General features: G+C 57.7%; 11 protein-coding genes and 1 pseudogene. 2 read left to right on the top strand and 10 right to left on the bottom strand.

The window, feature by feature from the left end; all coding sequences use genetic code 11:
• The first annotated feature begins 239 nt into the window (after window positions 1–239).
• Entirely contained in the window at window positions 240–791 is a 552-nt protein-coding gene (locus GA0061098_RS12800; RefSeq protein WP_091956627.1) for a MarR family transcriptional regulator, read from the top strand.
• A gap of 464 nt (window positions 792–1,255) precedes the next feature.
• On the opposite strand, the pseudogene GA0061098_RS12795 reads toward GA0061098_RS12800, so the two are convergent.
• The 5 genes and pseudogenes from GA0061098_RS12795 to GA0061098_RS12765 form a co-directional block, all read right to left on the bottom strand.
• Window positions 1,256–1,447: pseudogene (locus GA0061098_RS12795) on the bottom strand (DUF3551 domain-containing protein); the annotation flags it as partial.
• A gap of 2,154 nt (window positions 1,448–3,601) precedes the next feature.
• Window positions 3,602–3,805 carry a zincin-like metallopeptidase domain-containing protein gene (locus tag GA0061098_RS12785; RefSeq protein WP_430649263.1) on the bottom strand — a complete coding sequence of 68 codons (204 nt, stop codon included), beginning with the start codon at window positions 3,803–3,805 and terminating at the stop codon, window positions 3,602–3,604.
• A 1,064-nt stretch (window positions 3,806–4,869) separates the two neighbouring features.
• The gene (locus tag GA0061098_RS12780) at window positions 4,870–6,993 is read right to left on the bottom strand and encodes a prolyl oligopeptidase family serine peptidase (protein ID WP_091956667.1); all 2,124 of its coding nucleotides are present in this window, start codon (window positions 6,991–6,993) and stop codon (window positions 4,870–4,872) included.
• 577 nt (window positions 6,994–7,570) lie between these two features.
• Window positions 7,571–7,873, bottom strand: coding sequence for a hypothetical protein (locus GA0061098_RS46060; protein ID WP_245323259.1), 303 nt, complete (start codon window positions 7,871–7,873; stop codon window positions 7,571–7,573).
• 840 nt (window positions 7,874–8,713) lie between these two features.
• On the bottom strand, window positions 8,714–9,211 hold the full coding sequence (locus GA0061098_RS12765) for a hypothetical protein (protein ID WP_245323257.1): 498 nt from the start codon (window positions 9,209–9,211) through the stop codon (window positions 8,714–8,716).
• 1,707 nt (window positions 9,212–10,918) lie between these two features.
• Here GA0061098_RS12765 and GA0061098_RS12755 point away from each other — a divergent pair.
• Window positions 10,919–12,265, top strand: a complete 1,347-nt coding sequence (locus tag GA0061098_RS12755) for an MFS transporter (protein WP_091956623.1) — start codon at window positions 10,919–10,921, stop codon at window positions 12,263–12,265.
• A gap of 1,416 nt (window positions 12,266–13,681) precedes the next feature.
• Here GA0061098_RS12755 and GA0061098_RS12745 read toward each other — a convergent pair.
• The 5 genes from GA0061098_RS12745 to GA0061098_RS12725 all read right to left on the bottom strand — a co-directional run bounded on the left by GA0061098_RS12745 (window position 13,682) and on the right by GA0061098_RS12725 (window position 21,275).
• On the bottom strand, window positions 13,682–15,928 hold the full coding sequence (locus GA0061098_RS12745; protein ID WP_091956621.1) for a hypothetical protein: 2,247 nt from the start codon (window positions 15,926–15,928) through the stop codon (window positions 13,682–13,684).
• 584 nt (window positions 15,929–16,512) lie between these two features.
• The gene (locus GA0061098_RS12740; protein WP_091956620.1) at window positions 16,513–16,866 is read right to left on the bottom strand and encodes a hypothetical protein; all 354 of its coding nucleotides are present in this window, start codon (window positions 16,864–16,866) and stop codon (window positions 16,513–16,515) included.
• A gap of 280 nt (window positions 16,867–17,146) precedes the next feature.
• Complete coding sequence (locus tag GA0061098_RS12735) at window positions 17,147–18,388, bottom strand: cytochrome P450 (protein WP_091956665.1); 1,242 nt, start codon at window positions 18,386–18,388, stop codon at window positions 17,147–17,149.
• Window positions 18,389–18,706: 318 nt separating this feature from the next.
• Window positions 18,707–19,588 carry a pantoate--beta-alanine ligase gene (locus tag GA0061098_RS12730; RefSeq protein WP_091956619.1) on the bottom strand — a complete coding sequence of 294 codons (882 nt, stop codon included), beginning with the start codon at window positions 19,586–19,588 and terminating at the stop codon, window positions 18,707–18,709.
• A 205-nt stretch (window positions 19,589–19,793) separates the two neighbouring features.
• On the bottom strand, window positions 19,794–21,275 hold the full coding sequence (locus GA0061098_RS12725) for a pentapeptide repeat-containing protein (RefSeq protein WP_091956618.1): 1,482 nt from the start codon (window positions 21,273–21,275) through the stop codon (window positions 19,794–19,796).
• Window positions 21,276–21,575: the final 300 nt, after the last annotated feature.

Genomic DNA, 21,575 nt, shown 5'->3' with positions numbered 1-21,575 from the left:
TGAAGCCGGAATTCTGCATATGAAAGTAGTATTTGAGTGATTTCACCAGGGCGAGTGTGTGAAGGTGCTTTGCATTTCGGCACCGGACGTATCTGCAAAAGAAGGTTGGCACGGAAGCCATTGGTGGGATTGCTTATTGACCCGAGATTCGACGCTTCGAAAGTATGCGCATATATAGTCCCCGCAACTGCGCTCTGCTCGCCCGGAATAGTTTAAGGATGGAGGCTCCCTGAAATCTGATGCCGTCCAAGCTGCCAGGATTGAAAAGACGGCTCGGGAAGAGCTCTGCCGCGAGTCAGGATGTACTCAGGCGATTCACGTGGGAGATCAGAGCCATTAATGTGTGTCTGGACGACCTTCGCTATTTCCAGGCGCATGCGCTGGGCCTTGCTGCACCTCAAATGATGATCTTGATGGCGTTGATCGACTTGGAACAGGGCGACGGTGTTCCGGTAAACGTGGTTGCAAAGTTGATGAAGGTTGAGTCGGCCTTCATTACGAAGCATTCGAAACAGCTTGAGGATAAGCGATTTGTACGACGTAAGCGCTGCGTGAACGATGCACGAATCGTCAACCTGTCGCTAACCGATAGCGCTCGCAGACGACTTGCGAGCATCGCGACGCAGCAGGAAGAACTCGATGAGTTTGTTTCTGGTTATCTCGATGTTACGGACTTTGCAAAGCTGGCTAGTTGCCTTAGCGGAGTCAGGCAACGGCTTGAAAAGGCCCGCCTGCACGCCGCGTTGAAGATGCAAGAACCCTCAAGAGAGCAGCAGCTGCGGGACGCCTAGCCAGTCAACAACTTGAGCCCACGAACGTACTCGCCGCGGCGACCACAGCGCTGGCTCAGCGCACAGGGCGCCCCGTTGCCAATCCGCTTACGACCGCCTGCCAAATCGACAGCCGCAGCCGGCCCACTAATGTTAAGTCGTATCGCCTGATAATTTTCGGCTTCTTGGAGGGCTGTCTTGATGCATCTCCGCTCAGCCACTGCCTCGAACGCATGTTATACTCCTCATTTGTCTGTGGCCGAGAAGCACAGGGCTTTGGATATCCGCGGAGCCTGGCCGGCATCCGAGAAAAGGCGAGCGCAGAAAAGGTGAGGCGAACGAATGGCAACAGGAGCCTGTCCGGGCAAATGTTTCAAATCCGCCGCTTGGCGTACCAGCAATCCTGATTCACATCAGCGCGATTGTCTTCCTTGCCGCTCGAAAGCGTAGGTCGGATTGAAGCCGCAATAGGCGTATTTACCTCATGCAGTAGCCCTGCACTGGCCATAGGTCGAGAACTGGCAATTGCCCGGATATCCCCAACTGCGTCCCTGCAGACAAGAGACGTCCTGGCGTACCGGTGACGTGTACGAATGCGCCCGCGAACCAGCGGTCGAACTCGATCCTGAGCCGACGAGGATGGGAAGTGCGAGCACTCCGATGAGAAGGTAGCGCATGAGACCTCTTGCTTCCGTTAAGTTCACGAGAGAATAAAGGATCTGAATTGCACCTTTGATCTTAGTTAATGGAGATTGCCGGGGTCACTCAGCGGGCTAGCGCTGGAAAGAGGTTTCTCGAACGTCTGTCAAACCTTGGCGCAGCTTTCCTGCTACTTTTTCTGGCAGAGAGACTCTTATGGGCGCGATTTGGCATGTTTGTGCGGGCGACCGTAGCAGGCAAAATGTACGACCGATACATTCGCATAGCTCCCGTGACGAACACCGTTTCCGCCAACATCATCGACGTTCTGGGAGGCCCGCGTGATGCAGAGGCGCGCCGCCATCAAGGCATTTGGAAAGCGCTTTGCGGCCGACTTCTTTCAGCCGATCGCACCTCGTCTCACCTGTGCTGGCAGCCTCCAGAAATTTCGAGCCGACATCAACGCGAGCGCTCGTCTCGTTCCGGGAGAGGCTCACGCAGACCTCATCGTTGACCGACCGTAATAGCGCAGTCAGTTTTAACGGCGTTCAACATTTGCCGATCCCACATTGTTCTCCGGCGAGGCGGTGTAGGTGCGCGGCAACTCCACAGCGATCGAGCAGAACTCCCTCTATCCAGTCTGCCCTCGCCAAATCCCAGTGAAGTCAAGGCGTAATCCTCAAGCCAAGCGATCGCTGTCGGGCAACCAAGAGCAGAGCGCCGCGATGAGGGAAGAAGAAGCTGACAGAATTCGCAATGGGCGGATGTCTGTTTGAAGCTGTGGCATATGCTTTACTCAAATTGAAGAGAACGCGATGCCGGTGCGCCCAACGCCACGACCAGCGCGACCTCCGCTAAGGCTCCCGCCTCACCGCAATCGCGGCGATCGGCTGGGTGCAGCCGGTTCAGATAAGCTTTCTTGTGGCACGCTTCTCTTCCGACCAGCCCGTCGCTGAGATATTAATGAAGAGCATGGAACGTTTGCCGCCTCTCTCACGACGATCGAGTATCTTATTAGAGACGTTTCTAGGCTTTAAACGAGAGCTACGGGTCTTTGCCGATGGGTCTCTAACGACGGCGCGCTCTCGAGAGACCCATTTTGGGCTGACGCATGAATACAGATCTGTCCTTCTAGCCTTCTAGACCTAAAGGCTCCTCGGCCGCCCCGTGCTCTTCTACATTCTTGTGCGCAATTTTTTCCTAGAATGCATTCCTCGCGCAGCTCTAGAGCGTCGCCCGGCAATTTGCCCCGCAGGCTTGATGACGCAAGCTGCATGAAGGCTGACACCCTTGCAGCGCACCACCTGCTCACGCAGGTTAGCCGCGGCGGGCTGATACAAGCCAAAACCCGTTCAGCGTATATATAGCCTATGCTTGGCAAAAACGAGCTGCACTTGTCCCGCGCCACCGCCGGTGCGCGGCACTTCCTTACAACTATACGTTTCTGTTCGTAAGCTTGTTACAACACTCGCCCCCACATTGCGCCCGACATTGAACAACGATCGATTCAGTCGTTATAATCTTTCAGTGGTTCAAGAGTGCCGGATTGCAGCCGTTCGGCGAGCGCCGATATCGGAATGAATGAGCTCGTGGTTGCGCTCGACTCCCATGTCGGCGATCGATGACAACTTTGGAATGTTGACGGACGGCGACATTCCGATTGTCACTGAACGGCGACATCTGCTGATGTAAGCGAACGCTGACATTGGGGGTTGCCATCCTTATCCGTACACCTGCCGACGTCGGCGCCGTCATTCGCGACATACGCAAACCACTCAAGCTAAGACCAGTCGACACTGGCCAAGCGGTCGCTCCGCGCTGCGGCAAGCTCCCAGCCTGTTCGGTGTCTCCTTCGCTCGGATGTGAGACCGAATGGTGGCTCCTCGCCGTCATGAGCCGCGCGCGCTCATGTGCGTGCGGATCAATCAGCACGAGCATTTCCTTCTGGCCGCTCGATACCTTGCGGAGCTTCTTCACCGCTTTTGCGGGTCTGAGAAGATGATGACGTTGCGAGCCATGCTGCCCCTCCCCGCTCGATGCGTGGCTGCAACCCATGCTTCGGTGATTCACCTCTACCGGCCAAGTAGAGCCCACAACCCTGGCCCGTGGATAAGGCGCACAACTCCTCCGATATTCGAAGTCGCCCCTTACTCGCGATGCCGGTTCTCAGGGAGAACAAGGCGCGCCGCGGCTCAGGCCGCGGCGGAATTTTTAGCATGAAACCGATACAGGAAGTCCGCCGCCCGCTGGGCGTTGGACGAGGTCTTGAAGTTCGCGCGTTTGTCGTTCTTCAGCACCTTGATCCAAGAGGGGACATAGGAGGCGTGCCCCTCCCTCACCTCCAGTGTCAGGCCGAGATTGGCGGGCAGGAAGGCCGCGCCAAGCTCTACGACCAACTCTTCATGGCATAGCCTTCATCGCCGAAGCGCTTGCGGCCGAACTCGCGGTTCAGGCGGCTCTCGTCGCGGTATGTAGTGTGCAACGCCACTCATTTGCGCGCGTCGCGGCAGAAATGGAAGTACGTGGCCCTCAGAGTACCTGCGAAGCTTGTCGAGATAGCGTCAGAGCGAGATGTAAAACAGTGCGGGCGTGGCTCAGTGCTCACCGACCCGGGGGCTGAAACCAGGCCAACTAGTCCCTACCACATCCGCACTGCCGTTGAGACTAGCGGAAAGGTGACTCGGCGCTGATCGACTGGAGCAATAGCGCTGTCCCTGCCACATCCCGTTAACCCCAAAGGGCTCTGTATCTGTGATAGCTTACCGCAAGCTGACAGGCCTCAGGCTGCTCATCAGTGAGACATTGTCGGTTGCGGACCATACCATCGTAGATACTCCGCCCCGTTAGAGGGCAGGTCACCTGTGGCGTCAATTGCGAATTAGGTGCTTTGCGCCCGCCCATAGCTCCGCCGTACATATTGTACTGCCATGTTCGTCGCACTCCGCGTATCGGTCGATTGTCGGAGTGCATTTGTGGAATTCCAGTAAGCCTTCAACCGGATGATTGACTAAAAGCGAGCCAAATGATGATTGCACACTTAAATTGTCGGCACTGAGATGCGAGAGAAACACAGCATCGCACGACTGAGCGACATAACGCCGGTCAGCAACAGTTGGAAAGCAGCGTGGATGCGACTTGGCGCCTATCGAGGGGACTTGATGAGAAAGGCGCTATCCCTATCCGCATCCGCACTGCCAATGAAGTTAGCCACGGGATCGAGAGGCTAACGCACCGGTTTGCCCCTGAGGGCTGTTCACACGCAATGCCTCGTGGGTATCAACGAGAAATCGGCCTTGAGTGACCTACCCGGACTGATAGGCGGGGGCGTAGCTGATCGCTCGGATTAATCCCCAGGGAGATACCATAGTCTGCGGAGAATGAGCAAAGACGGGCTTGCTGACGCCGCTGCCGATAACGTCGTCCGCCAAGCGTCATCGTTGAAGTATTTTAGTCCTCGACATCACTCATCAACAAGCCGCCGGGATGCATAAGTATATTCTAAAGAGATCCGGCGCGCCTGTTCAATGAGGTTGGCGGCGGCGCTATGCCCCCCGTCGGTATTCTCATAATAGAGATACGGTTGGCCCAACGCAGCGAGCCTCGCCGCTGCCTTGCGGCCATGCGCTGGATGCACACGGTCGTCCGTGGTGGAGGTGAGAATGAAGGGGGCCGGGTAGGTCTTGCCTGGCACCAACTTTTGATAGGGCGAGTAGGCCTCGAGCCACTTGCGCTCTGCAGGAATGGTGGGATCGCCATACTCGCCGATCCAGGAGGCTCCGGCGCCCAGCTTGGTGAACCGAACCATGTCGAGCAGCGGAACCTGTAAGATAGCCGCATTGAAGAGGTCAGGTTGTTGGGTGATTGCGGTCCCTACCAGCAGGCCTCCTTGGCTACCGCCGACTACGCCCAGCCGGCGGGGAGAAGTGATCTTGCGCCGGATCAAGTCCTCCGCGACGGCGATAAAATCATCCCACGTGCGCTGCTTCGTTGCTCCTTGGGCAGTCTGGTGCCATTGGGGCCCGAACTCACCGCCGCCCCGCAGGTTCGCGACAACATACGCGTTGCCCTGCTCGAGCCAGAGTCGTCCCGTGAGGCCCGCGTAAGAGGGGATGAGCGGAGTCTGAAACCCACCATACCCATAGAGAAGCGTCGGAGTTGATCCGTCAAGCCTTGCGCTCTTTGGTCGTAGCAGAAAGTAAGGAATGCGGGTGCCATCGCGCGAGATTGCCTCGAACTGTTCGACGACAAGTCTCGAGGCGTCGAACCTAGGAGGTGTCGTCTTCAGTGTCTCAAGGCGTTCGGTTGCGGCGTCGAAGTACCAGAGCATCGTCGGGCTGAGAAAGCTGGAGACGGTGAACATGGCCTCGTCCGTTTCATGCGAAGCGGCAGTCAGACCGACACTCGCATTCTCTGGAAGCGGGATCGGCGTGGCCCGCCAGGCGCCCTGATGGTACTTGTAGACGAACGCCTTACTCTGAACATTGTCGAGAATCGTTAGGATTAAAACGTTTCTTGTGGCGGTGAATCCGCTGAGCGCTTGTCGAGGCCCAGGCTTGAAAACGAGCGCGGGTCTGGCGTGCAGCGGATCCTGCTTCCATTCGGCCAGGTCATACGAGATGATCGAGCCGGCTGAGAAGGGGGTGTCTCCGGACGGTGGCATCCAGTCTTCGTTTAGCGTCACCAGCAGGCGACCACTCGCGATACCGCCGATGGCCCCCTTCTTTGGCAGATTGAGCTTAATCGGCTCGGGCCCAAAGAGCACATACTCATGCTCGAACGAACTGATGCTGCGCACGGCGCCGGTCGCATGGATCCTGCCTTCACTGTCGCGCAGCACGAATGGAGTGACCCCGACGTCGGTCGGCTCGCCACGGAAGACCTCGTGTGCTTCCGCGAGCGACTGAGCGCGCTTGAGCTCCTTGACAACGAAAGGGTAACCGGCTTGCGTCATGGTCCCGTCGCCCCAATCTCGTGCAATTAGGACCGTGTCGCTGTTTACCCAAGTGACCTCCTGTTTTCCCTCGGGAAGTTCGAAGCCGTTCGAGACGAAGGTTTTGGCGACTGCGTCGAACTCGCGGACGAACACAGCGTCCTTTCCGCCTTCTGAAAGGTGGAGCAAGCAAAGGCGCCCTTGGGACGGAAGGCAGCTCGCCCCTTCATAAATCCAATTCTTTTTCTCGGCGTGCGCCAGAGCATCCACGTCGAGAATGGTCTCCCATCGTGGGCTTTGGGTTCGATAGCTTTCAAGGGTCGTACGCCGCAAGACGCCGCGCACCTGGTTCTCGTCCTGCCAGAAATTATCGAGACCGCGCCGTCCCAATGAGACGTACGGAATCCGGTCCTTGGCCTGAAGAACGCGGAGCGCTTCCCCGTAGAAGCGCTGGTAACGTGGGTCAGATTGGAGCGCACTGAGTGTCTTGCCGTTCTCGGTGTGAGCCCAAGCCAATGCGCGCGGCCCTTCGACTTCCTCAAGCCAAAGAAAAGGATCCTCAGCCCCGCTCGCAGGCGCTAGCGCCTGGGACAGTCCCGCGGCCATCAAACAGCTCATGGATAGCGACGCGGCGAGAAAAAGCGAATTTCTCATGGGAGTTGTCCTGAAGTTAGCCAGCCGGACTTGTGCGGTGAGTGGAAGCATTCGGAAGATGCATACTCGGCTTCAAAGAGCGGGCATGCGGGAACTGCGTCCGCTGGCTTTCGATAGAGCAAGCAGCGTGCCGCTTGAAAATTGGCGGTTCTCCAATCGTTTCCAAGCCATGTAAGTGTCGACTTTTGGACGTCCGTCTCAAACCTGACAATCGGTTCTTAGTAAGGGCGGCATGTCGCGCAGCGGCCGCCTTGCTCATCGTCGCAATCCTCGACGATCGCTTGCGCCACCGTTCGGCCACTCACAACTCGGCTATGAGCAGCATCATCCGTCGACAGTTTCGACTTTAGGTGTGAAGTGCGAGCACAAGTCCGATCTTCGCGGGCTGCTGATCGCGTTGGCAGGCACCATCGGTGCCCCGCGCAGGCCGCCGGTACACGATGTGATTTGCGGCCTGTTGGCTGGGAGAGACTTGAGGCGATTGGCGTTGAGCAACGCCTTTGTTCGCTAGCCAAACGGGTAGCCTGCGGCAGGTTCGCGGCCGAGCCCGTATGGAAGGCGCTCGACGCCACGATTCCTAAATTCCGCAGCGGGATCTCTCCTGAGCAACCGTGACCGCGGCGAGCCCCAACATCACGTCGCGGGTGAATCCGAAATGGAGACGATAGAGCCACCAGATTGCGCAGCACCGGTCGAGATCGTACATGGCGAGCGCGCGCCTTATTGCTACGACCATCCGCGCCATCGGCTTCATTCCTCGTATCATCTGGAAACCTCGACGACGCGGGGCCAGCGTTCTCCCTCTCGTGTTTTGATCGGCGATGGTTCGCTGTGCGCGTGCATCCGCAATGGACTGGTAGCTAAGCTTGATGTTCGTCATGCGCTCTTATCCGCGTTTCGAAGCTGGCTGCACACGCCTATGTGCAAGCGATCTACCGTGACCCTACGGTGGAGGTGCTGCTTGCAAAACGCCCAGATCTGGTAGGGCCAATTGACAGGACTCCCATCCGATAAATACGCTCGCGCAATCCCACTGCTACGGAAAGCGACTGCGCCACTTGCGACGGTCGGTTGCGGCTAGGCGACCTTTGCTGCCAAATCCAAAAGAATACCTCCGCGTCCGCCAAGTCTATGTAGGCTCGCACCGGCAAAGACTACGGCGCTTCCGAGTGCCCTCCACGGTCACCGGTTTCGCTGCCCAATTTGCGCGAACCCAGCCGACATCGAGCGCTGTTTGGCGCCAAGCCCCGTCTGAGCGCGCTGGCAAGTCTCCGCCTCGCTGAACAACATCTCGGACAGTTCGGCCCGCCGCAGCCACCGTCGTGCAGCGCTTGTTGGGATCGATCAGACGCAAAGCAGCCGAGACGATCATCCCGCGCACGGCTAAAGGTGCGACGCTGGCCGCGCGTAATGGGCATTCCGCGACGTCCCCCAATTCTCCGATCCTGCGTGCTATGGTGCAACCTCGGACTCGTCGACAGCCGGGAGCTACATCGGTCAAGCGAAAGTAACATCCTCAGATGAGGCAATACGGGGGGCAATATTGCAGCCCGGATGACAGGTGCGGCACCACCCAGACGAAGTGGCCAGGATGAGCGTGCATCGTGGGCCACCAGCGGGTCCGATGATGCGTACCCACTGGCGGCGCAAGCAATCCACGAGACCCGAAGTGACCGCAGGGCTCCAGTCCCGCGCGATCGCTTCACCGTCGGGTTGCGTCTCATACCCGCGTAAGCTTAACGAACCCTCCTTCGGCTAATTCGGCTTTGTAGGCGCGTCCGTTAAGCTGGATTGTTCTGGGGTTATTAGCGGTCGGCATGAAACCTTCTTCGCGCAGCTTGTCCATCAGTGCAGGTGTGGCCCATTGCTGTGGTAGCGGCGTTCCGAAGCGCCGGTGCTCCGTGAAGAATGCTCCGAAGTCCGGTACCCCCGCCCGGCCGACCCCAACCACTTGGTCCTCCGCAGGGTTATGAACAAGAAGAACGCGATTGGACCCATCCAAACCGGCCGTGTAGCGGTGACCTCGAATTTCATAGGTCATCGTCGGCTGGTCCGAGTCAGGCAAGAGACCCTGGTGGAACAGCCTCTCGACCATGAAGTCAGGCGCGATTTGCGAACCGTGTGAGAATCTCTGGGGAGCGGCGAATGAGACATCTCCCGCTTCCTCAGGTGCGGCAGATGATGATGGTCCCGCTTCATTCATGATCTGACTGAACAATCATGATCCTCTTGTGTCCAGACGTGCGCCGTTGGTGATTCTGGCGAACGATTGTCGATCGGGTTCGGATCCATAAAGCTCTCCTTTCTATTATGGAAACAAAGGCCTCTTGAAGATCTCCCCAGGGAGTGAGCTGAAGTTCGTTACGAATTCAGACATGGGCGGCTTCGTCATCGAGAGGCCAAGTTTGAGTGTTAAAGAGGCTGGCTTTCGAGAAGCTGACAAAGGTCGAAGAAGGGAGACAAACCCGCGGCCGCATCTGCCACTTCTGATGCGATCATCTCCGAGCCAAATCTCGTTCCGCCTGACCTCCCAGTCGGGCGCGCAGGTCTGCGTCGTGCCTCGCATTCATCTGGCGGTAAAGCTGGTTAGGAGGTCCAGGCGATGCGGATCGTGGCAAGATCCAGCCTTGCACCGAACGTGCATTTCGATCTCTGCTCGCGACCAGTCGTTCTGGCTTACACTTCGAGCCTATGCAATGGCCGCTAACCGTAGCCGCGCCAGCGCGAAAACAGAAGAGAGCGCGACCTACGTGAGGGTCCGGCAACCGTGAGCGAACTGCTCACCTGATTGGATGAAGAACGAAATCGCTCAGACGCAAAGCAGCCGAGACGATCATTCAGGTGCGGCGGTGCCGGTGGTGCCAGGACTGCGGATGGCACTGCGTATAATGGGACTCCGTGACGTCCCCAGTGCGTCTGATCCTGCGCGCCATGATGCAACCTCGGACTGCCAGTCCGGAACTACATCGGTCGAGCGGAATGCTACATCCTCAGATGAGCAAATACGAACGGCCAACTTTGTCCTGGCTGCTATTGACGCCCTGCGTCATGCAGATGGCGCTCGTGTCAGGGCGCGCTTAGAGAAAGCGGACATTTCAGCGGCGACTTCGACGATTTTCCTTATTCAGGACACGAGTGAATTCTGTTCCAACGGTCCGTTGGCGAAGAAACGTAACCTGCATTCGTGCTCGCCCGTCCGGGCACACGAACGGTAGCTCCTACGTGTGGCGTCACTGATTTGCGTTAACAGCTCCCCAAGTGTTGACTAAGATGTACGCCCCCCAAACTTTGGCAGCGTTCACCGAACAACTCGAGATTGGCATCGTCGGCCTCGGGGCCGAATACGCCGCGCCTTGTCCCCGTTCCGGGGACGCCCTCGCGCCGGAGATCGGCGAGGCGGCCCCTGAGCAGACGGGCCGCCCGCTCGCTGGCGACCCGGCCGCGGCCGTAGGCGGAGCACCTATAAATGGTGATCTTGCACGCGCGAGAGAAACCGCCGCAGGCACGCTGAGCGGCGGCAAGCGCCTTGGCGATGAAGAGCCTAGCCCATTGGCTCCTTAGGGACCGGACGCAACCTGGCCGAGGCGGAATGGCTCGAATCGTCGTCAGTCGTGTGCGGCGCCCGTCAATTTTGTCGCACACTCGCCACAGCAGCGCAAAAATCTGCAGCCATCCGACGAACTCAGCAGCTTCTCATATTTGTCTTTGCCGGCCAGGCCAGCGGTCAGATCAGGGGCTAAACGGCGACTCAAAGACAGGCATCTTTATTGCAGACGTTACGGTGAGCTTCGTCGTGACACGCTTCAGCCTACTGTTGACTGGCGCAATGGCCGTGAGGGACGAGTTCGGGCAAGTGGAATGCAACAGTTTGACCTAGCTGGCCAAAAAGTTTGGGTCAGGGATTGCGCTTCAGATTGGGTCGAGGATGTCGAGGCAATCTACTCGAGAGAGGCTGGAGCCGGTCCTCGATCCCGCAGACGAACGCTTGACGAGCCGCGCCATGTTGGGCGCAACCATCGGCAATATTCTCGAATTCTACGACTTCGGGACCTACAGCTTTTTCGCGATACAGATCGGCCAAGCGTTCTTCCCGGCAACCGACTCATTCGCTAGCCTCATGCTGTCACTCGCAACCTTCGGCGCAGGTTTTGTGACCAGACCGATCGGGGCCATCGTACTCGGCTCGTATTCGGATCGGGCCGGCCGACGGCCCGCGATGACTGCCAGCTTTACCATGATGAGTGCCGCGGTCCTATTGTTAGCTATCACGCCATCGTATGAGACAATAGGACTTGCCGCTCCGTCACTGGTCGTCTTCGCACGCTTGCTGCAAGGCTTTGCTCTCGGAGGTGAAGTGGGTCCGACGACGGCCTACTTGATGGAAGCGGCCCCCGCTGACGCGCGCGGTCTTGCTGTCTCCTTTCAGCCCGCGAGCCAACAGATAGCTGCGACGGCCGGAGCGTTGGTTGGAGAAATACTCTCGCTCACCATGACAAGCGAAGCGCTCAATGCGTACGGATGGCGGATCGCGCTGTTGCTCGGCGCCGCTACGTTGCCGTTTGGACTTTGGTTGCGGAGCGTCTTACCCGAAACGTTGCACCGGCCCGAGGCGCACGTTCTGGTCACCCAGCCTGCAGGCCAATCGCGTGCCGATCGCCGCATCATGAGCTTGGGATTTGTCATCTTGGCCAGCTGCACGATCACTACTTATGTTACGGGATATATGACTACCTACGCGATGAACACCCTCCACGTTTCCGCGCCGCTCGCCTTTGCTACCACGCTCATCAGCAATGTGGTCGGAATCGCTGCAGCACTGCTGGGCGGCCTGCTCGCCGACAGCGCAGGCCGTCGTCGCATCATGATATGGCCGCAGGTCACTGCATTGCTGATGACCTATCCGGTATTCTTGTGGATTGCAGAGAGCCGCAGTGCCTTCGCACTTCTAGGAGGTCTCGGCGCCCTCACCCTGATCGGAACGATTCCGTATAGCGCCTTCTACGTGAGCATGGCCGAAGGTTTGCCCAGGAACATTCGTGGCGGCGCCTTCGCGACGATTTACGCTTTTGCGATAGCGATTTTCGGAGGCACAGCTCAACCGATCGTCACCTGGCTGATCCACCTTACCGGGAGTGCACTCGTGCCCGCCTGGTACATGCTTTTCGCTAGCGCGGCCGGGCTCTTTGCCATGCTCATGATGCCGGAGACGGCGCCACTCAATTTCACACCCAACCATAAACGAAACGTCGTCACGCCACGACGGCTACCCTAGGCATAGCGGGAACAATGGACATCCATGGCGTCCGAAATGCGAACCATTGAATCGAAGGGCGCTATGGGCGTGCAGGGAAAAGCAATAGAAATTCGACAGTTTTAGATCGAGCTGTGGCTCGCATCGGAACACAGCGTCGCGATCTAAACGACTTTTCCCGTTTACCCAACCTACGCCGATGCGGCGGCTGCGCGCGGCGGTAATCACAGACTGGCTGAAAGTGAGCAATCGCTTTGATCATCTTAAGAGAATTGAGATGGCGCCGCTTGCACCATCTGCCAGTTTAACCGTACGCCATGAGGACGCGGCCGCTGTCGGAGCAAGCGGCCGCACGAGGCTCAATCCTCGTTCTCTGCTTGACTTGTTTTCGGTCCTCAGTGTCGCACGCACGAGGGATCGGTCAAACAAAAGAACAGGTCGCAGATACCATCCAACGGCTCGTCCGCGCACTGAGGATATGATGTATCGGCTACCTCCACCCTGCCGGCAACCGGTTGCGCGGCAACTTTTGCAGCAAAAGGAGCCGCCGCAGTTGCAAGCGCGAGGGCGCTCGCCGTCACTAACACAGACTTTTTCATCCGAGAAATCGCTTCCCTAGGTTGGCCCCAACCGTCCTCGGGTCTATATGACGACGCTGTAAGCGGTAAAATTGATTTTCTTGATCAGATCTATCTAGGGAATGGATAAGGCCGGACATCACCGTACGGCTCAATGTTAGCCCGCTCGGAACCTGCAATCTGCTTCATGATCGAACGCGGGACGCGCCGCGGAGTGGTCGATGCATGTCTGGGAGCACTCGAGTACAGCGTTTTTCCGGCTTGTATCGTCCGAGCAAGACGACAGTCGGTTTGCATGGTCCCGCACATGCGCCTCCCGAACGCGCCTGCGTCACACTTGGGCGCGCGATGTTCATCAGCGAGTGAGAAGACTGCGAAGATCGCTTACCATTGTCTTGTTCGCCTGGGCTGCAGAGACGCTCAAGGAAGAACGACGAGCCCCAGCATCTTTGGGGGCCTAGGAGGCTTGATGCTGGGACCGTGGTAGCCTTATGCAAAAGTAGCAAACAGGCGGCGTTGTTGTGCACCGCCCGGCTTGATCCGTCAAAGCGGCCATGATGCTCAGCTCCCGTGCCACCGAACCATCCGTAATCCGTTGAAGCTCCGCCGAGGGTTTGCGCGCCCAGTTTGCCGCGGGCAAACAGGCGACAGCACTGTTACATCCGGGCGGATTGCCGCCAGTATCAGGTACATGTTTTCCATCTGCAATACTCAGCGGCCTAACTTCTCGCATGGGTGCCGATGTTCGCCACGTGCCTTTTGTAAGATGGGCTCGGCGCTGCTCAGGAAATCCGCCGCGCCGGTCTGGAGGCATGAACGCTGCCACCGAACGGCTCACCGCCGCAAGGCAACCAGCTCACTAGATCCCCAGTCGAGCCATCTGCGCTGAAACGTGCTCCGGATCGGGAAGCGGCTGCCACGGCCGGCCAGCGGCGGTGCTCAACAAGGACCGACAGAACACAGGAGTGAGCTTGCCGCGGTGGATCACGACATTCTCGTGACCCTCGGCGGCTCGAGCGTTCTGCCAATGCTGATTGTATCCGCGCTGTTCGTCGGACTTCACGTGGCATGCGGCGAATTCGCGATCGCCCAGCGCTGCCAATTGCGAGGCATAAACCAACTGCTCGGTATGGATGTGCACCCACATCGGCCGTGGCATCGCGCCGCTGCGCAGCGCCTTGGGCTGCAGCTTGATCTCGAATAGCTTCCCTGGCTCTCCCTTCAAGGCGCGCGGCGGATCCACTGACTCCAGTTCCCCCGTCGCGCGCAACTGTTCGAGGTACTTTTGGGATGGAAACGGGTAGGTCTTCATGCAATCGCTCGTGATCGCTGTCTTCTGCGCTTTCAATGATTTTGCCTGTCCCTGCAGCTCGGACAATATCCCGTTGAGTCGGACTATTTTGTCGTGCACTTCGGGAACTTGCGAAGGCGTGAGCAGGCCACGTCGGCGAGGCTCCTGCAGCGCGATTACACAGGCATCAATTTCGTCGGCCTGCGTCTGCAAGCGCGTAATAACCCGATCCAAGACGTGTTCGGCGTCCTCGGGCTTCATCTGGCGCGCCTGCGAGACCGCCCTCTGCTGAGCCGGCAGATCGAACTGCAGCAGCTTATCCAATCGCTCAAGTAATCCCGCCAGGGCTTCTTTGGACGGCGGCGCCTGCCACATCTGGAGGTGCTCGGTTGCAGCGGATGAGGAACGTGCTTCCTCCGTGGTGGCGAGCTTCTTGGTACCGAGATCTGAGCGCACGATAACCTTGCGCGTCGGAGCCGTAGCGGTATCGGGCCTCGCGACTTGCGGCTCGGATGAGCTGGCCGTTGAACTCCCCTCGCCTGCAGGCGCTGCGCGCCTTCCTTTTGCTTTTCCTTTTCCTTTTCTGCGACCTGAATTGCCGTGGCTCACCCCGGCAGTATTTTCCGGCAGCTCAGCCCAAGCCGGCGGTTCAATCGTGGCTGGCGTAGTTGGCTGCAATGCCAGCAGCCGCATGACCTCGTTTGCGGTCACCCACGCCCCTTCCACGATCTCGTCCAGCAACTGCAGGGGAACTTCAGCTCCCGTTCCGACCTGCCTCAGGCTGGTAACGATGCCGCTCAGCCCGGATGCAAATTCCGAAAGCCGCTCCATGACTCCTTCCAGAACGGAGCGATGCTCCGCGTCGAGCACTGCTCCATTGCGGTTCAGAACGGCGTCGGACGTGGAGACGAATGCCGGAAAAACATCCCCGATGAAAGTCCCGAGCTGACGCACCCGCCCGGTCTCGTCCATCAGGGCATCGCGCACGTCTGGGTCGAGCGTGCTTGCTCGCGAGTCAATCAAGAGCTCCGCGAGAGCAATCCGCGCTTGCAGATACATGCACTTCGTATTGAGAGCCCAGCCGGTATGCAGTCTTAGTGCGGCCTCTTCGGCCTTGCGCATCTCGGGCGTGCTGCTTGGCAAGCTGGCAGTAGCCGCACAGGCAGACTGTATCCGCTCGAAGCGCAACACCTTCTTTCCCCACCAATCCATGCAGGCTGCATAGTGGTTCGCCACGCTTTTAAACGCGCCGCTCACCTGGGCGGGCGTACCGGTGCTTTTGATCCTCTCGAGCCAGCCTAATGCTTCCTTTCTTTTCTTCTCCAGCTCGTAGACAATCTTGGTGGCCACTATGTTACATTCATCGGCCGCGTCCACCGTGTCATCGCGGAGCCGGCGAGCCCGATCGTCGGGCAGAATGCGACGCGCCAAGTTGGCAGGCAGATCCGCGTAGTACTCCAGAACAGTTGAGCCTGCTTTAACGACTTGATCGATCAGCTCTTGCGCCTCTTCCAAGTTCTGGGCGCGCGTGGCCGCTCGGCGGCTCGTTTCAAGCTCCTCAAGCAGGCTGGTCATTTTTTGCCTTGCTGCCTTGATCTCGTCCCGCGTTGGCGGCGCCCCATCCGACGTTGGGTTGCCAAGCGCCGCGGTTCTGTCTTGAGGCCCAGAGCGCATCCGCTCCATCACGGCATCGAAGGATTGATTGCGTCCTCCCGGTAAAGGCCTGGGCTCCAGGCTCGAACGGCTTACGTCCCCGGTGCTGTCGCCTCCTGCGGCCCACCCCTCCGATGTGCCAGCTCGGCCAATCCCCGTCATGCTTCGTCTCCGTAAAAGTCGCGAATGTGCAGCCCGTCTGGATAGGCCGCGTGCCTGACGACTAGCTGACTAAAAGCGTTCTTGCGGATGCACAAGAAAGCCGATGTCACCAAGTTTCATTTCCGTCGGAGCTCCATGTTGCTGAAGAGAGCGATGCGGGTAACTGCGTCGGTGTAAGCAGCCGAGACGTGACCGCGGCTGAAGTGCCCTGGCCTCGACGCGATCCGGTACGAGTCTTGCCCGTCTGCCGATGGCTCCGTCCACGCCGACCGAGTCAAGTCGTCCCCAAACGTTAGTAGGTAGCCGAGAGAACACTCGCGGCCTAATCGGCGACTTATGGTCAAGCAGCAATGGCCGGCTTATGATTGGCAGACCTACGCTCGCCACACGCGTCCCTGCTAACGGTAAGGGGACTTTGTCATAAGAGCTTAACAATCTAACGGCCGTACACCGATGACGAGATGCTGAAGGTCGATCAGCATCGATATTTTTCCTCGTCCGAACCGGCTGAATCGACCTTCCGCAGATCCTCAGCCTGCATTTCGCAAATGTGCGGCGCCCATCCGGGCCCGGTGAGATCACCTTCATAGAAATATGGCAGCGAGCGCACCAAACCCACCGAGAATCAGCCCAATCAGTGAACCGGCTGTCGGCACGTCTCTAAAGAGCAGAACGGCGAGTATCGGTTCCACGACCAGGATCGCTCCCACCGATATCGCGACAATGATCCAGATATTCTTCAGATACATGTAGCCCAGCGCGTATCCGAAAACGAGGAGGATGCCACCCAAGCTCACCAGGAGAAACATCGGCCAAAGCATCGCCAGATCGCCACCGGCCTTTCCGAATTGCCTTGAGGCAATCAACTCGGCGAATATCGAAAGAGCTTCTCCAAGGAAAATCGCTGCCACAGCTACAATTTTCAACATCAAGGTCATTGGCCTCTATTGTTTCAACTATTCGAGGTGGCCCGGAGACCTGCATCGGAGTAGCCGTTGAGGTTCAATTTTCGGCATGCCAAGCGCTTGCGCGTCGAGACGCGCGCCTCACCTATCGCTTCTCGCAGGCCCTTCCAAGCGTCTGCCGGGCCGGTAAGCTTCCGACATGCAGCATTGTTTCCCGTCGATCACCCCAGCTGCGCTGCTTGTAGAAATCAAAGATGGTTCAGGACAAGCCCGCTCCGCCGCCTGCCGTCTGCGTGAGCAGAGTAATTTGGGCCTAGGCTGCAATCCGCACGGGGAGAGCGGAATAGCCGTGCACGAAGTTAGACGCAATCCGCTCGGGTTCGCCGACGACCTCGAACCACAATTCCGCATCCAAAATCTCCTCCCAGAGGACCCTCAGCTGCAGCTCCGCAAGATGTCGACCAAGACAGCGATGGATGCCGAATCCGAACGAGAGATGCTGCCTCACATTCTTGCGATCGATCACGAAATTGTTGGCGTTCTCAATGATCTCTTCGTCCCTGTTACCGGAGATGTACCACATGACGACCTTGTCGCCTTTCCTGATCTGTTTTCCGCCTACGATGCTGTCGATCGCGGCGGTTCGGCGCATATGTGCGATTGGCGTCTGGTACCGAATAATCTCGGACACGGCACTTGAGATCAGCTTGGGTTTGTCAATTAGCTTTCGCAGCTCGGAGGGGTACTGACCCATGAACAGGAGGCCGCCGGTGATTGAGTTGCGCGTGGTGTCGTTGCCCCCAACGATCAGCAGAATCAGATTTCCGAGAAACTCGCTCGGGTCCATCTGCCGTGTGGCGGGCGAATGCGCCATCAGGGAAATCAGGTCGAGGCGCGGCTCGGCATTGATGCGCTCGTTCCAAAGCCGGGTGAAATAGTCCAGGCACTCGGACAAGATGGCGCTTCGCTTGTCCCAGCTGTCGATTGCATGGTCTGCTCTCGGAGCTGTAACAGCGACGTCTGACCAATAGGTCAGCAGTCGCCGATCCTCAAATGGAAAGTCGAACAGCGTGGCGAGCATTTGCGTCGTCAACTCTATGGAGACCATGTCCACCCAGTTGAAGGCCTCGTTGCGCGGCAAGCGCGCGAGAATCGCCCTGACCCGAGACCGGATCAAGCTTTCGAGCTTCGTCAAGCTTTCCGGTCCGACGATCGGGCTGACGGTATTGCGCTGCTCGGCGTGCTTGGGAGGCCCCATCTTGATGAAACTCGGGGTCCAGTGCTCGCCAGGCACGTCGACGATAGTGACACCGTCTTCTGACGAGAATGCTTTGTGGTTTGTGTCTACGGCTACGATATCCCGGTATTTCGTTACGGACCAATACGGACCATGAGCGCTGTCTTGACAGTAGTGAACGGGATCTTCCTTTCGCAACCTCTCAAAACAAACCCACATGCTGTCGTCTTGAAAGCGCTTGCCCTCGCTTACATCAAGCTTGCTCAGCGGGATAACACACGAATCCTCAGCCCTATAATCTTCCGATCGCCTTGTCATGATCATCTCTGCAGATTTTGCTCTCGAGAGTTTACGGTGTGGCGCGGTTCATCGATTCGAGCTGCCGCAGCGCTTGGCTGCGACGGGCCGCTCGACCAGGCTACCTCACAGTGCAGCTAACCTCGCCCTACCATGTCGGGCAGTAAGGATCGCATTGACTTTCCTAGTTGATCTACTCAAGAGCTCTCAGCGCTGGTTAGAGATGGCTATGCGCTGGAGGCAACATCAAGCCGAGTACACCTTCATAAGGTGACCCTCGCCTTGGGATACGGCCGGAGCGGATAGCTTTCTCAAGGTCATGGATGAATAATCGTCTGGCTAGGGCTGTTCAGGCAGATCGACCCAGATATCCGAAGGACCCTTCATGAGAGTATCCTGATCTGGAACGTAGATATTATCGAAGATCCTGAGACCATGAGCCGTTGCCGCTCCAAAAATTATGAAAGGGAGCTTGACTTGCTCTAGGTCTTCGAAGTTGTCAGCGCCGACGATTCGAACAAAATCGAGTTTAAAGTGGCGGAACTTGATCTGAGATGTGGCCGACGCGACCAGATCCTTCACCCTAGATACCCCTTGGGCGATCTCTTTCCTCGAATGGTTGAGTGCCGTGAAAAGGCAAGACAGCTCATCAAGCTCGGAACGGCTAAATCGCCTCAAACGCGACGAAATGGGCACTCCGTTCTTGTATCTCACGGTCGGCACAAACCTTATCTCGCAATCCAGAAGGAGGTCTGCGACGGCGCGCTTCACCAGGATCGCCTGACCGATATCTTTCAGGCCGAAGTAGCTGCGAGTTGGCCTTGCATAGCAGATCCAGCGGACTGCCCCGGTAACGGCTTCCTTCAAATACGCATCACGCCCCCCTAAGCGCAAATGACAGTTGCCTTGCGATACAAAGGTTCGATAGCCAGGCGGGAACATTTCGGTGTCGTTGGAGGAAATCACGGCAGTTGCTCCCGAACGCAATGCAAGTCCAATATCTTCGTCCAAATTGAAATCGTAGCTCCCACCTGGTCTAAGCTGGATCTTGTTCGGGTAGACTGTGACGATCGCGACGTCATTCTCCAATGCCGCCCTTCTGATCAGTTCTGCATGCCCAAGATGCAGGGCGCCGAGAGTATGTACCGTCCCGATTGTCTGCCCTGTTCTCGCCACCTCCCGGATGAACGCTTTACCTGCGGAAAGACATGCCAGATGCATTTTCCTACTCCAGTCTCTTTGAACGCCAAAAGAGCGATCTGATTGGTCGGATCGCGCAGAAGGTCTGCCCTGCCTCTCGTATCTGCTTGCAATGCCAACGAGCCCCATAGCGCTTTAGCGCTCGCTCACAGCCCGGACGACCGTCCAGAGCTGTCCTAAGCTCACCGACACTGCATTCCCTTCTATTTTGCAGTCTCCGAAGCCGTCAGGTGGACCCTTCTCGACCCCGTCTGATCAACGATGAGAATTCAGCCAGATAGCTTGATGGCTCGCGTGGCTGATCCCCCTTCAGAGCGTCCTGTAGGCCCGGACATCGGTCTGCAAAGAATGGTGGCTCGAATGTGGTTATCTTAGCGCCCGAAAAGTCCACCTTTACGAAGCTGGCCTGGAACAGCGACATCCCACTCAGGTTCGCCTCGCGCAAGGACGATTGGTTCATGCGAACGTACGCGGCCCGCGTTGCCTCCAGATTGGTTCTTGTCATTCCTGCGGCGAGATATGCCTGAACGATATTCGATCCTTCGAGATTTGCCTCATCCAGTGCCATTGATTGCGGGGGATCACCGGTGATCATCGACCTGTAGAGATAAGCATTGGATAGGTCTGCGCGTTCGAGATCGCAGTCGCGCACAAAGGCACAGCGGCCACGAAAGCCCGATAATTTGGCGGCTCGCATTGTGCTCTCTGTTATCGAAATGCATTCGCCTGATGCCAGAGACAGGTCCGCTCCGTCGAGCTGGCAGGAATGAATGGATGCACCGTTGACCACGGCACCGACGAGGTTTGCGTTGGACAAGCTTACGGACAAAAGCCGCGCCTCGGTCAAATCTGCCTGCTCAAGCTCCGCATTTGAAAGATCTGACAAGTGAATATCGGCAAATGGTGCGCTCATGGCTCTCGCTGCAATGCGGCCGCTTACCTTTGAGAGTCTCAGATACGGAAGATGAGCGCCTTCCAGGACAAGACCATCTACCGAGGTGGGACGCACAATCGATAAACAGTTCCCCTTTGACTGGAAGAACGAGCAAGACGCCAGATGTGATTTCGTGATCGTGAGTTGGCTCAGCTTGGCAAAGCGGAAGGAAGCGGAACGAAGGAAACATTCATTGATGGTCGAACCCTGTAGCTCCGCGCCATCAAATACAGCATCACTCGCGTCGCATTGGTAAGCGAGAAGCCCGCTGAGCATGGCGTTGTCAAAGCGTGTTCTTTTCATGCTGCAACCGTGAAACAGGCTGCCTGTTGCATCAATTACATTGCGCAGACTGGCATCATCGAAGTTACAGACCTGCGCTGCAATCGCATGCATATACGCAAAATCGAGCTTGGCCCCGAGGAAACTTGCCCTTTCTAGCCCCGGACAGATAAGATTCGCCCCAGAAAGGTCTGCCCGATCCAACTTTGCTCCGTAGAGCTGCGCACGATTGAGGGTACAGCGTCGCAACGGGAAATCTGACAGGTCGTGATTGTTAAAGTTCTCGGAGGATAGCTGCAAGCCAGTCCCGGTCCTTTTGATCGCCTCTTCGGTTCGCCTCCCGACGGCGGCCACCGCGCGCAACCGATCGGCAGCTCGGCTCCAGTACCGAACAAAGTCGCCATCTGATGAAAGATTGTGTTTCGGATCTGACCAGTGCTCTGCCCCTTCATTCGCGGTGCACTCGCTATCTGAGCCGATCGTTTGCGACATGACGACGATTCCGTATTGCCCGAATTACGGGGGGCCTATTATTGACCTCTTTTTGCTCCGCCTTGGAGGTACGCTATGCGACCTGCGGCGAACTCGTCGGCGAAATGGCGACGCGATGCGTCGCTGAAGCGCCTATTGTGTCGGTGACCTCCGCAGCCGGGACGCTTGAGCAGTCAGCCGAATTCTAGTCATGCGCCCCCCACTGCCGCTCGCTCGCTGAAATTGTTCACCGGGCCAGGCAACGCTGACAACGCAACGGTCGTTTGACAGTGCCGATATGTCCAGATGTCGCGGTTTGGC

It is taken from the genome of Bradyrhizobium shewense, from assembly GCF_900094605.1.
Classification (GTDB): Bacteria; Pseudomonadota; Alphaproteobacteria; order Rhizobiales; family Xanthobacteraceae; genus Bradyrhizobium; species Bradyrhizobium shewense.
The sequence above is the reverse complement of the archived record's forward strand: the minus strand, read 5'-3'. Positions and strand labels throughout refer to the sequence as shown.

Excerpts from the sequence above, each read along its gene's own strand:
- GA0061098_RS12800 (WP_091956627.1), top strand. The coding sequence starts at position 240 with ATGCCGTCCAAGCTGCCAGGATTGAAAAGACGGCTCGGGAAGAGCTCT.
- GA0061098_RS46060 (WP_245323259.1), bottom strand. The coding sequence starts at position 7,873 with ATGACGAACATCAAGCTTAGCTACCAGTCCATTGCGGATGCACGCGCA.
- GA0061098_RS12745 (WP_091956621.1), bottom strand. The coding sequence starts at position 15,928 with ATGACGGGGATTGGCCGAGCTGGCACATCGGAGGGGTGGGCCGCAGGA.
- GA0061098_RS12780 (WP_091956667.1), bottom strand. The coding sequence starts at position 6,993 with ATGAGAAATTCGCTTTTTCTCGCCGCGTCGCTATCCATGAGCTGTTTG.
- GA0061098_RS12735 (WP_091956665.1), bottom strand. The coding sequence starts at position 18,388 with ATGACAAGGCGATCGGAAGATTATAGGGCTGAGGATTCGTGTGTTATC.
- GA0061098_RS12730 (WP_091956619.1), bottom strand. The coding sequence starts at position 19,588 with ATGCATCTGGCATGTCTTTCCGCAGGTAAAGCGTTCATCCGGGAGGTG.
- GA0061098_RS12725 (WP_091956618.1), bottom strand. The coding sequence starts at position 21,275 with ATGTCGCAAACGATCGGCTCAGATAGCGAGTGCACCGCGAATGAAGGG.
- GA0061098_RS12740 (WP_091956620.1), bottom strand. The coding sequence starts at position 16,866 with ATGACCTTGATGTTGAAAATTGTAGCTGTGGCAGCGATTTTCCTTGGA.
- GA0061098_RS12755 (WP_091956623.1), top strand. The coding sequence starts at position 10,919 with ATGTCGAGGCAATCTACTCGAGAGAGGCTGGAGCCGGTCCTCGATCCC.